Annotated in this window: 9 protein-coding genes; 1 reads left to right on the top strand and 8 read right to left on the bottom strand. The window is 47.3% G+C overall.

What is annotated here, in order from left to right:
• Positions 1-57: 57 nt before the first annotated feature.
• The 7 genes from AC58QC_RS28190 to AC58QC_RS28160 form a co-directional block, all read right to left on the bottom strand.
• Positions 58-1575: a glycoside hydrolase family 28 protein gene (locus AC58QC_RS28190; RefSeq protein ID WP_497418342.1), complete on the bottom strand. Its 1518-nt coding sequence runs from the start codon at positions 1573-1575 to the stop codon at positions 58-60.
• 19 nt (positions 1576-1594) lie between these two features.
• Entirely contained in the window at positions 1595-2689 is a 1095-nt protein-coding gene (locus AC58QC_RS28185; protein ID WP_497418341.1) for a glycoside hydrolase family 88/105 protein, read from the bottom strand.
• A gap of 45 nt (positions 2690-2734) precedes the next feature.
• A complete protein-coding gene (locus tag AC58QC_RS28180) occupies positions 2735-3901 on the bottom strand; it encodes a hypothetical protein (protein WP_497418340.1) in 1167 nt (388 codons plus the stop codon).
• A 46-nt stretch (positions 3902-3947) separates the two neighbouring features.
• A complete protein-coding gene (locus tag AC58QC_RS28175) occupies positions 3948-4823 on the bottom strand; it encodes a carbohydrate ABC transporter permease (RefSeq protein ID WP_497418339.1) in 876 nt (291 codons plus the stop codon).
• Positions 4824-4859: 36 nt separating this feature from the next.
• A complete protein-coding gene (locus tag AC58QC_RS28170; RefSeq protein ID WP_497418338.1) occupies positions 4860-5810 on the bottom strand; it encodes an ABC transporter permease in 951 nt (316 codons plus the stop codon).
• A gap of 87 nt (positions 5811-5897) precedes the next feature.
• On the bottom strand, positions 5898-7433 hold the full coding sequence (locus tag AC58QC_RS28165) for an extracellular solute-binding protein (RefSeq protein ID WP_497418337.1): 1536 nt from the start codon (positions 7431-7433) through the stop codon (positions 5898-5900).
• A 566-nt stretch (positions 7434-7999) separates the two neighbouring features.
• Positions 8000-9520, bottom strand: coding sequence for an extracellular solute-binding protein (locus AC58QC_RS28160; RefSeq protein WP_497418336.1), 1521 nt, complete (start codon positions 9518-9520; stop codon positions 8000-8002).
• Positions 9521-9676: 156 nt separating this feature from the next.
• Here AC58QC_RS28160 and AC58QC_RS28155 point away from each other — a divergent pair, with 156 nt between their 5' ends.
• Complete coding sequence (locus tag AC58QC_RS28155) at positions 9677-11998, top strand: helix-turn-helix domain-containing protein (RefSeq protein WP_497418335.1); 2322 nt, start codon at positions 9677-9679, stop codon at positions 11996-11998.
• A gap of 135 nt (positions 11999-12133) precedes the next feature.
• Here the strand turns inward: AC58QC_RS28155 and AC58QC_RS28150 are convergent, their stop codons facing one another.
• Entirely contained in the window at positions 12134-12430 is a 297-nt protein-coding gene (locus tag AC58QC_RS28150; protein WP_497418334.1) for a hypothetical protein, read from the bottom strand.
• Positions 12431-12644 lie beyond the last annotated feature (214 nt).

Raw genomic sequence — 12644 nt, 5'->3', positions numbered from 1 at the left:
ACGCTTACTTTATTAATTTAGATGAAGGACGCCATTTGGCGTCCTTTTCTCCATAAGTCAATCCAGCGAACGAACAGTCTCTTTCACTTCTTCCAAATATCCTGGCTCCGTAGACTGCCTTCCTGAGAAGTACAACTCCTCTGCGCGAGTCACACGCACAACCGACGTCGCGGCATGTTTCCCCTTCATCGTAAGCGAGTGAACGTCGACGCCTTTCACATCTTCTAAACGAAGAGCAGGACCCTGCCGGGTTTCGATGCGCACATTGTGAAGCTCCAAATCCGCTACATGCTTGCACAGCATACCGTCGCCAGCCATGATGATTTTCTCTCTCACCATATCTGGCTCGTCCCCCATCTCTGAAGGATCTGTCGTCATCTCGATGTGGACATGAGATAGCTGCACGTCACGAATCGGCATCTCCGGTAATCCGTAGAGGAAGCCAGCAGCGGCGCGAGTCCGCTTCGCAGTTACTTGATGTATCCGAATGTGTTCGATTACAGGCGTGCTTTCGGTTACCGGAACAGCATCCGGGCTGCTGATCAACGGATTGCTTTCGTCAACGCCGTGCCGATAGAACGAGTTAATCGTTAACGGACAGAACACATCTTCCATATAAATGTTGCTGACTAAAATATTCTTGATATAACCACCGCGGGCGCGGTTCGTTTTCATCCGTATGCCACGATCTGTCCCTGTGAAAATACAATTGGAAATGACCACGTTGCGAATACCGCCAGCCATCTCGCTGCCAAGCACGACACCGCCATGTCCTCTTAGCATCGTACAGTTGGTAATCACGATATTCTCTGAAGGCTTGCCCACCCGTCGGCCATCTTCATCGATGCCGGATTTGATGCACAAGCAATCATCGCCAACATCGAAGAAGCAATCGGAAATACGAACATTTTGGCAAGAATCGATATCCAGTCCGTCGCCATTTGGCGTATCATTCGGATTTTTAATCGAAACCCCTTGAAGCTGAACATCTGTGCAATAGACCAGATGTGTATTCCAGAAAGGGGAGTTTTGCAAGGTGATACCTTCGAGCCTAACGCCTTCGCAATCGATCAACTGTAACAGCGGCGGCCTTAGGAATTGGGAAGACCACTCTACAATGTTGCTCTTCACGGTTTCCCGCAACGCTTGGTTCTTCACCTTCAACTCTTGCGTCTGAGCGGAGTCCATCGTGCCGCCTTTGCGAATCTCGCGATAAGCCTGCCACCAAGCTCTGCCTTGCCCATCAATAATACCGTCACCTTTGATAGACACCTTCTTCAGGCCTCTCCCATAAATGAGCGGGGAGTACCCGTAGCATTCGTAGCCTGACCAGCGCGTCTGTACTAGCGGATACTTGTCGAACTCATTGATAAACATCAGCTTTGAGCCTGTCTCAAGCTCCAACGTCATGTAACTGCACAGCTCAATCCGGCCCGTGAGATACGTCCCAGCTGGAACGAATACCGTTCCACCGCCATTTAGAGAGCAGGTCTCAATCGCTGCTGCGATCGCCTGCGTGTTATCGGTTTCGCCATCACCAACAGCGCCGAACGTCGTTATGTTATATATCGCCATAGGTTGCTCCTTCGAATCCTTACTTGTTCAATGCCTCAACTTCAACGCACGCCATGACAAAAGCTCCCACACCATGCAGATCATTCTCACTTGTTGGTCGCGTTACATAGTTCTCATAGTCTCCCGCAGATGTACCAATACAGATCAGCGGCAGAATAACTCTCCCTTGATCGTCAAATTTCAACGTACGCAGCAAGCCTTCATACCCTTTCACAGCTGCTTCCGCACATTCACGGCCAACGACTCCGAGATTAACGGCCTTGGCAATCGTGTAGACGAACAAACTTGTACAGGAGCTTTCTAGCCAGTTATCCGGCTGATCACCTTTGTCGACCACCTGATACCAGAGCCCGCTTTTCGCGTCTTGATAATGGATGATCGTATATACGAATTCGCACAGCGACTTCACCAGCGCTTCACGCCCAGGCTCATCAGCCGGCAATTCGTCGAGGAATTGCGAGACGGCTAGGCCGTACCAACCGAGCGAACGTCCCCAGAATTCCGGCGAACAGCCGGTTTCAGGGTTCGCCCACGGCATGCGGCGGCTTTCATCCCACGCATGGTACAGCAGACCCGTGTGCTCATCTTTCATGTACTTGCGCATCAGCTGCTCTTGGTGCAGCACGGTTTGGCGCAAGTTCGTTTCGCCGAAGGCGTTCGCGTATTTCAGCGAGAAGACACCGGCCATGTATAAACCATCCAACCACATTTGGTTGGCGTATTTGTCTTTGTGCCAGAACCCGCCTTCAGAGGTGAGGTTCAAGGTTTTTAGCAGGTTGCGCAGTTTATCCGCAGCAACGCGGTACTTGGGCTGGCCTGTGCGTTGTTCTATGCGGAACAGCAGCAGCCCTGCTTGCATCGCGTCGAGCTCATCGCGAGCGAAGTAGAGACTGCCATTGTCGTCGACTAGACCATCGACATATCCTTGGATATACGCGTCATAGCGATTATCCTGTCTTGCTTCCGCAAGCATTTCCATGCCGCAAAGGAATACGCCTTGGTGATAATGCCAACGCCCTGCTGGTGGCAGCTCCATCGGTGTATGCTTGTCTATGATCGAGTCACAGGCAGCTTGTGCCCACTCCAGTGGTGTTTTGGTCTGAACAGGAGCCACGATGAGGTTCCCCTTTCCTATTGGAAAATAGTAGATTAAAACGTTTCAATTTCTATCCAGTGCTGTGAAAATCAGCCCTTTTGTCAGAGCAGGCGCCTTTTTGCCAGCTAACTGATAGCAAACCGAACGAATCAACAAAGCTTGTGTGCCGGCATTCATATCGCCTTCCACTTCGCCTCCCCCGATATGGACAGCCTTCGGCATGCCGGGGTAATATTCGCCTTCCTTCACCTGCGCCACATTAGGCGCTGTTGGAGAGTGGGCCAGTTCACGGGAGAAGCCCCCGTCTGTACGAAGCAGACGCTTCATATTTGCTAATGTAATGGCTATGATTTCTCGCAAATCTTCAGGCGGAATGGATAGCTTCATGTAGGACAATAAGTGAATCGGATTACGAATATAGCACATGTCAACCGCTTCCTCATGCCTTAAGGCATAGAGGATACTTTGGTAAATTCGTTCCTCTCTTGGCAGCGGCACGTTGAAATGGTCATAGAAAATGTGCAGCTTGAACGTGCCTGAGATCCGCACATAATAGGACCCTTCCCCCCATAAACCGGTAAAAGGATCCTGTTTATTAGCGAAGAAATTAAACGCCGTTTGCACGAAGGCAGCTCTGATGCTCTCAGGCTCGACTTGTCTCACATACACGCTAGAAGTTGAAAGGCGATCGCAGCCTCGCCAGCTGTTCGTCAGCTCAACCGATTCCAGCCAATCGAGATAGTCTTCTGGTGAAGACATATAGGCTGGCGCTTGCTGCGCCTCATAAGGCAATGCATGAAGCGGATACCCGCCAAGCTTGCGCAATGCATTCAAGCTATACGAAATGGCGCGGGCAACCATCACTTCATCTTCACGCATCAACGGATTCTCATCATAGAAGTAGCCTGACGATGTCTCCTGCTTACCTTGAAAGAAACGGATACTTCCGTCTTTCATTTCCACTGGCATATCAGACAGCCAACCACAGCGTTCCAGAATGTTCAAAGCTTGTGCGGAGGATTCAATATCAGGAGCGCCTCCTGGCATTCGTCTGGAGCTTGCGGCATAGTAAAACCCTCCGCTCTCCGCATCCCTTTGCCCGCCAAGCCACGCTCCAAAACCATCAAACAATTGATCCATCTCTGCAAGAAGTTGATCAATCTCCGCACGTTGATCCTGACCTTGTCTCATATCTTGTGATTCTTGTCTCTGATTTTCCCCATCTGTCATGCGCATTTCCCCGCTTATGTGTTGTAACGTCCTGTTCATACACCTATTAACCCTTGATGGATCCAATCATCGCACCCTTAGCAAAATGCTTCTGCAAGAACGGATACACAGCCAGAATCGGAATCGTAGCTACGACGATAACAGCCATCTTGATCGACTGCGCCGGTGGCGGTGTCGCGTTGTCCAAGTCCGAACTCACGTCCAAACCGCTGGCAAGGACGACAATTTGGCGAAGCAAGACCTGAATCGGCCATTTGGCACTTTCATTGATGTAAAGAATCGCACTCAAGTACGTGTTCCAATACGTTACCGCGTAGAACAACGAGATCGTTGCAATCGCAGGCATCGATAATGGCAGAACGATACGGAATAGGATACCGAAGTCGCTGCAGCCGTCGATTTTCGCCGACTCTTCGAGCCCTTCAGGGATGTTTTGGAAGAAGTTTTTCAAAATAATTAAGTTAAATGCACTGACTGCTGTTGGAAGAATCAACGCCGCGTAGGTGTCGATCATACCAAGCTCCTTTACTACGAGAAACGTCGGGATCAAGCCGCCATGAAACAGCATTGTAAAAACAACGAGGAACATGATAACTTTACGTCCATCCACATCTCTGCGTGCCAAACCGTAAGCCATCAACGCTGTGATGAACATACTGATCACTGTGCCGATAACCGTCGTCCCAATCGAGACCGCCATGGCTTTAAATATGGTATTCGTTGAAAAAATAAAGCGATATGCCTCGATACTCCAATCCGTCGGAATGAGGACGAATTTCTTAGTCGCCATTTCCGCACTCGTCGTGAAGGAACCTGCCACCACGTGCACGAACGGGATGATCGTAATCAATCCGATGATGGTTAATAACAAATAGTTGATGATACCGAACATTCTGCCGGCTAATGTTTTATCTTCTACCACGACTTCAACCTCCTAGCTGCTTTGCGCTTACAGGGCTTAGTAAACGCCCTCTTCACCCATTTTCTTGGAAATCCGATTCACTAGCATCACCAGTACAAGTCCAATGAATGATTTGAACAAACCAATCGCTGCGCTGTAGCTGAATTGCCCTTGTTTAAGACCCGCTGTATATACATAAGTATCAATGATCTCGGCAACTTCTCGGTTCATGGAGTTAAGAAGCAAATACACATGTTCAAAACCGAGCTCGAGAACCGCACCAATTTTCAAAATTAATAAAACAATAATGACACTTCGGATCGCGGGCAGCGTAATGTGCCACACTTGTCTAAATCGTCCTGCACCATCCATACGAGCAGCTTCATACAACCCAGGATCAATGGAAGCAATCGCCGCCAAATAAATGATCGTTCCCCAACCTGCTTCACGCCAAATAACTTGTAAAATATAAATCGGTCTGAACCATTCTGGCGCCAGTAAGAAGTTCACTTTTTCTAAGCCGAAATACGAAATCAACTCATTAATAATACCGCCGTCCATGGTCAACATAACGAAGCTGATGGAGACGATAATAACCCATGACATAAAGTGAGGCAGGTAAACGATTGTTTGAAACACTTTCTTAAACAGATCTCCTCTAACCTCATTCAACATGAGCGCCAAGATAATCGGAATCGGAAAATAGAACAAGAGATTCATACCGAACAAGATTAACGTATTGCTCAAAATGTTCAGGAAATCCGGCTCTGTAAACAAGCGCTTGAAATGCTCCAAACCGACCCATTCACTCCCGGTAACACCTTTGAACGGCTTGTAGTTCTGGAAGGAAATGATCAATCCGTACATCGGGATATATTTGAAAACGATAAAGTACAAAATCCCTGGCAGCAACATGACATAAATCCATTTATTTTTCCAAAGACGTCTGCTCAGTTCACTGCTTGACTTCCTAGCGACAACACGTTGCGAAACATTCACTTCTTGCATAGGACTTCTTCCTTTCCTTAAAAGGAGAAGACTGCCGCGATGCAAGCAGCCCTCTCGCCTTGACTAGTCAGACACTTTGTTGCTGAATTACTTTTTAAGCGCGTTGTATTCTTCGATGATTTTGCTGCCGCCACGAGCTTTCCAATCTTCAATTGCTTTATCAAAGCCTGCTTTATCGATTGTTCCGTAGATGTATTTGTTCGTTGCATCAGTGATAACGGCTTGCGCTTGAACACCTTTTTCAAGGTTTGTTTTGGAATCAAGCGCAGCTACTGGGTCTTGAACAGCGAACTTCAGGTTCGCGATTTTCAACTCGTCTGCTTTTCCTTGTGCAGGGATCGTTGGAATACCCAAGTATCTACCGGACGTATCTTCATCACCAATCGCTGCATCTGTGAATGGCTTCACTTCGCGTGTCCATTTCTCATCGTCCAGCTTCTTCGCTTTGTTATCAGTTAGGCTGTAATGGTTATCTTTGATACCCCAGTTTGCCATGTTCGCTACTTCTGGTGTCATCATTTTGTCGAAGTAAGCTAGTACTTTACGAAGATCAGCTTCCGTTTTATTCGCGGATTTCGGGAATAGAACTACGTTTGCAAATCCAGGTAGTGCCCAGTGTGCGAATTTGCCATCAGGTCCAGCAACCATACTGTGAACATCAACTACTGCGTTTGGAACGTTTTTGACCAAATCCTTGTTCAGTGTCGTTACATCCGTCATCGCTCCGATGTACATACCTGCTGTACCCGCAGTGAACAACTTTTGTTGATCCGTTTTACTTGTTGCTGCGAAATCTTTGTTGATGTATCCGCCATCACGCATTTTCTTGAAATAATCCATCGTCGCTACATATTGCGGGAACATGAATTCAGGAGCTAGCTTGCCGTCTTTTACGCCCCAGTTATTCGGTGTACCCTGCCAAGCAGCGATAGTTTTGAACGCACCGTAAATGAGATCGTTACGATCTGTTAATCCGATCGTATCTTTCTTGCCGTTGCCATCAGGGTCATTTTCTGTAAATGCTTTCGCCATAGCGAACAATTCATCTAGATTAGCAGGAGGCTTCAGACCCAATTTATCTGCCCAGTCCTTACGGTAGATAAGACCTTGACGTGCAATGTCTACACCGCGGTACAAGGAGTACAATTTGCCATCGACTTTCGTATTATCATTCGTTGTGGATTTCAGCTTGCTCAGGTTCGGGAAGTCTTTCAATAACGGCCCGATCTCCCAGAACTGTCCGTCACGGATTGCTGATTTCATTTGAATGAACGTCGCTTGGTTTTTCAAATACGTCGCTTGTGGCAGTGCGCCAGTTGCGAAAGTCGTATTCAGCTTCTCTTCATACGTGTCTGCCGGGAAGAATTGATACGTCAGCTTCGTGTTCGTCAGCTTTTCAAGTTCTTTGATAATGGTATCCGGAGGAGTCTGTGCCGTATTGAGTGGTGCCATGATCGTAATCGCTGTAGGCGTGTTGTCTGTCGGTTTCGGCGTTGCTGCCGCAGCCGCTGTTGTTGTTGCTGCCGTTGTTGATGCAGGCGTTTCTTTATCTCCGCATGCTGCCAAAGCAAAGCTGGAAACGAGAAGTACGCTTAGTGGAATCGTGACTAAATTTCTCTTCATATCGGTTTGACCTCCGTGAAAATGTTGTGTGCTACAACTCACACATTACACGGTCGTAACTAGGTACCGATACAATCATTTACTCATATAACTCACGTCTAACGCGGGATGTGAGATGATGATTATCGGGTGGGGAGATGATTATTGGGGAAGCCTTTAAAGCCGCGGTTGGGGCTTAAGGCACGAAAAAGACCGCCTAAGTGCGCGATGCACTTAAACGGCCTATAACTTTTGGATTATTCCAGAGTCGAAAATACAACTCAGGTATCGAGTGACATCTGACCAACTACGACCAGTGCCCTATAATAATTCCGCACAACTGTACTTCTTTCATCCCATGTCGCGAGGATCACAACCATAATTAACCATCCTCTATTATTCTTCTACCTAAGCTCAGTACTCTATTAAATGGAAAAACTCCATCTGAATTCGCCAAAATCCGCTCAAATTTCGCACGGGGGAGAGGCCTATACCGCCATACTGTCGCTCATTAGACGCCACATTTTGCGACAGTACCTCTTACTGGTCTACTGTCGACCCACAGCTTACTCTCTCAACCTCGGCCATCAGCCCTTCTTCGCATACGCCTCATTATACTCTTGTATCATCTGATTCCCGCCGCCGCGCTTCCAACGCTCGATCTCTTGCTGGAAAGCCGCCTTATCTAACTTGCCTAAAATGTAGTTATATGTCGCATCGGAGATGATTTTGTACAATTCGACACCTCGCTCATCATAGGTCTTTGACTCCAGACCTAGTGTCGGATCCTTGACGACATATTTCTCATTATCCAAGCTAAGCGTATCTGCCAGCTGGGACAACGATTCGCTTTCCACAACGGGAATTACGTTCGGGTTGTTCAGATCAGCGATCATCAGCGCATACAGCGCGTTGACCTCATTGACGCGAATTTTCGACGTCTCCTCGGAGAGCTGAATTTGCCCATTCTTGGCCGTATAATGCCGTCCCTCCAAGCCGTACTTCATCAGATTAGCGATATCCTTATCCATCGTCCGATCAAAAAACTGCAGCATCTGCTTCAGTTCCGCTTCCGTTCTAATCGCCTTTTTGGAGAACAGATATAAGGCACTATAATTAGGAATAGACCAAATATGAAATCCCTGCGGTCCTTCAATATGATTCACGAGTGTTAACCTTGCCTCGGGATTTACCAACTGCGCCTCATCCGAAAGACGCTGCACATCCTGCATACTGCCGATGTACACGCCGGCCGTGCCGCGAATCAACTTATCCCGCTGCACTTCTTTGCTTGTCACGGCGAAATCCGAATTAATCAGCTTCTCATCATACAGCTTTTTCATGAAATTCATCGTGTCTACATATGCCTGTGTTTCGAATTCCGGAACGAGCTTTCCAGCGGAAACTCCCCAATTGTTCGGTGTTCCAAAGTAGGAGCTTATTGTCTTGAATGAGCCGAATACCAAATCATTGCGATCCGTTAACCCTATCGTATCGTCTTTCCCGTCACGATCAGGGTCCCCATATGTGAATGCTTTGAGCACTTCATACAATTCATTCAGATTCGTTGGCTTCTTCAACTTGAGATTATTCAGCCAATCTTCACGAATAATAATACCCTGCCGAGAGGACGGACGCTCGGTGTATAAGCCATAAATTTTGCCGTCAACGGCCGCTTGACCCAAAATCTCTTTATTCAGCTTTTTCAAATTCGGATACGCTGCCAAATAAGGTCCAATATCCCAGAATGCGCCGGAACGGATCGAATTTTTCATCAGCATATAGTCCGTATATTTGACATAAGTCGCTTTTTTCAATGAGTTCGTCGTGAGGGCTGTATTCATTTTATCTGTATAAATACCATCCGGAACCCAGTTCAAATCCAGCTTCGTTTGCGTCTTATTCTCAATCGCTTGTACAAGCTCTGGAATTGGCGGATGCGGAAAATGAAGAGGTGCCATAATGGAGATAACAGGTCTAGTCCCCTTCTCTTCTTTCACTATTGGCGTATTTTCGTTCTGACAAGCACTTATCAACATAAGGATGTTCAGAGCTATTATCATCCGTCCTGTCCATTTGAGCCGCCCACCAAATAAACCACTTCTCAAGCTAATTCCCCCTTGCTACACAAGTGTTTTTTAACAGTAAATATGAGATAATGATTATCCCATTTGCAGATGATTATTGATCTAAACTGCACTCTTGACTACAATACATAGATAGTCTGACGAATGATTCTTCGAATAGATAAGGTGTTGGATGCGATGCGCTCTTTAAGTTTTCTTAGCAAAATGACGATATTCAGCTTCCTGCTCAGCACGCTGCCTGTGATTTTTATCGGCGCTTTTGCCTTCGTGACATCCTCTAGTGAAATCCAGAAAAATGTAAACGAAGGTAAAATGCAGTTAATCACCCAAATTAACTCTAATGTAGAGCAGAAGTTAACCACTGTCAACCATACACTAAATCAGGTCATCAATTCCACTGTTCTCAAGAAGGCGATGGAAATGCCGCTGACTGTAACCGATTTCATGATGTACGATGATTTGCGCAGTGAAATTCGGTATATGCAATCTTTTGACACGAGGCTCGAAGATGTGCTCTTGATTAACGCGAAGCAGAATTGGATGATCAAAAATTCAGGCCTTTACCGTTTTGACAACTATCCGTTTGCCGATAAACTGATCTCGCTGATGAACGCGCAAGATAACAGTACGTGGACCCTGAATCCTTCGGAGTGGTTCTACACGGAAGAAAATGCGCGAAGCGTGACCTGTGAGTATAGTATTTCGCTAGTCAAAAAGCTTCCGACAACCGGCTTGGATAAATACGGCCTGGCCATAGCGAATATTCCCGCCTGCTCCTTGCAGGATATGATTCAAAGTGACTCCGAACACCCCGATGACATTGTCATCATCGATGAACAGCAGCGGATTGTGATGAATCGGGATCCCGGTCTGATCGGAAAACCAATCACTGCGGCAGGTCTGACTGACCTTAAATCGCTTGAAGAAGGAAGCGGACAGTTCCGCTCCAGCATTCACGATAAACCTTATTCCGTTACCTTCTTGCGTTCGAATCTGAACAACTGGACCTACTTATCATTGACTTCAATCGACAGCTTGACTAAGGAGTCCAGCAAAATCGGAACCTATACGATCTACATCTGCGTCCTGATGCTGCTTCTTGCCTTGGTGCTAGCTTGGCTCGTTTCGCGTAAAATGTATTCACCTATCCAGCTGCTTCTGAATCAAATCGGGGGCTTAGTGACGGGCAATCAGAAGCGCAAAGCCAATGAATTTCAGATGATCAGCGAGCATGTGCATACCTTGTTCCAATCCAAGTCGCAGCTGGAAAAAGAAGTCCACCAACACATTGGTCAAGTGCGGACTTTCTTCCTCATCAAGGCTTTTCAGGGACATATTAAATCGGCGGAGTTGTTAGAACAACTTGCCCAATTCGGCTACACCGAACATATTGACTCTTGGAAAACGATGTCTGTCATCACGATCCAAATCGATGCTATCGACCATACTCGCTATGAGAAAAAGGATATGGAGCTGCTGCTTTTTGCCGTGCACAATATGCTGGAGGAGCTCATCCCTTCGGAACAGCGCTTAGCGCCGATCCTGATTGATCAAACCATCGTTACGTTGATCGGCAGCGCGGACTCGGTAGACAGTGACTTCCGTACAAGGGTATACAGCTTAACGGAACAGGTTCAGCAGCATATTTACAACTACTTGAAGCTGCATATTTCCATCGGTATTTCCCTGCCGATTCATGCTTTTACCCAGATGGCACTAGCGTACAAAGAGGGACTTGAGGCGCTGAAGCACCGAATCAAGCTCGGAGAAGGCATCATTATTCAATATGAGAATATTAACTCCGGGAAGCATTACCTGAACTTGAATTATCCGAAGCCTTTGGAAAACGATCTGATCGACAGCATTAAGCTAGCCGAAAAGGATAAATCCCGCGAGCTGCTGAAGCAGCTGCTGCAGGCTGTTTTCGCGGCGCCGCTATCGCCGCAGGAGTACCAGATCCCGTTAGCGCGGCTGCTGAACAACCTGCTGATGATGATGCAGGAATCCGGCATCGCCTTGAATCAGATCCATCCGAACAAAGGCTCTTTGTTCGAAGAAGTACTCGGCCTGCATACGACGGCTGAGATCGAGGATTGGTTCTGGACCGAGGTTATCCATCCGCTGATCCGGATTTACCGAGACCGTCAGGATGCACAGTACCATAACATTTCCGAGAAAATCATCGATCTCGTGCAGCATTATTACGACACGGATTTAACGCTCGAGGAATGTGCTTCTCGCTTGCATTACAATGCTAACTATTTGAGCAGCATTTTCCGCAAAGAAACGAACTGCTCCTTCAGTGACTACTTATCGAACTACCGCTTCAATATGGCGAAAAAATGGCTCTCCGAGACCGATATGCCGATCAAGGATATCTCCTCGAAGCTGCGCTACAACAACTCGCAGAATTTCATTCGCTCCTTCCGCAAACAGGAAGGACTCACTCCCGGTCAGTACCGGGATAAGCAGAAAGAGGGCACGCCGCCGAGTACGTAGGGCGTTTTCAAAAGCAAACAGCCTGCGAAGCCACCACATTGTAGTTGGTGGTTTCGCAGGCTGTTGTTCGTTTTGCGGGACAGCCTCAAGGAGGCTTGTCCATTGTCGATTCGCGAAGCTGCTTCGCATCGGTTCCTAGGCGGAAACGACTTGGCTCGCTTCAACCGCTGCTTTAAGCGCGGCACGGTTGTCCCACAGGAAGGAGAGAACCTGGTTACGCTCCTCGAAAAACGATTCTTCCGCATCCTCGTAATCTTTCCCCACGCCATGAACACTAAAGCGTTCGTCTTCGTAGTTCATTAGGGTCCATTGACCTCCACGTTTTTTATCGGCAAAAACGAGGTAAAGCTTCTTCCCTGCTGCATCCCACTCCGCGAAGCTTGAAAAGTTGTCCAAAATCAGGCCGATATCCTGTTTATTCTTAATTTGCATGATCTTATCTCCTTTTCGCTTTTTTAAAATCGTACCCGAGTTTCCATGAGAAGTTTGTCACACTTTAGGGACGAATTATAGGAATTTTTGTCGAAGGGGATGCTCTTGGCGGGGTGAAGCGCCTTGGAGTGTGTCTTCCGGTGGATGGTACTGCCGATTAGATGGAGAAACTACAGCTAATTTCGGCGGATTCAGCTGAAATAGGCGATTAGAT

It is taken from the genome of Paenibacillus sp. J22P51 (assembly GCF_059692215.1).
The sequence above is the reverse complement of the archived record's forward strand: the minus strand, read 5'-3'. Positions and strand labels throughout refer to the sequence as shown.

Bases quoted from the DNA above. Each gene is read 5' to 3' on its own strand.
- AC58QC_RS28190 (WP_497418342.1), bottom strand. From the start codon at position 1,575: ATGGCGATATATAACATAACGACGTTCGGCGCTGTTGGTGATGGCGAA.
- AC58QC_RS28180 (WP_497418340.1), bottom strand. From the start codon at position 3,901: ATGACAGATGGGGAAAATCAGAGACAAGAATCACAAGATATGAGACAA.
- AC58QC_RS28170 (WP_497418338.1), bottom strand. From the start codon at position 5,810: ATGCAAGAAGTGAATGTTTCGCAACGTGTTGTCGCTAGGAAGTCAAGC.
- AC58QC_RS28165 (WP_497418337.1), bottom strand. From the start codon at position 7,433: ATGAAGAGAAATTTAGTCACGATTCCACTAAGCGTACTTCTCGTTTCC.
- AC58QC_RS28155 (WP_497418335.1), top strand. From the start codon at position 9,677: ATGCGCTCTTTAAGTTTTCTTAGCAAAATGACGATATTCAGCTTCCTG.
- AC58QC_RS28150 (WP_497418334.1), bottom strand. From the start codon at position 12,430: ATGCAAATTAAGAATAAACAGGATATCGGCCTGATTTTGGACAACTTT.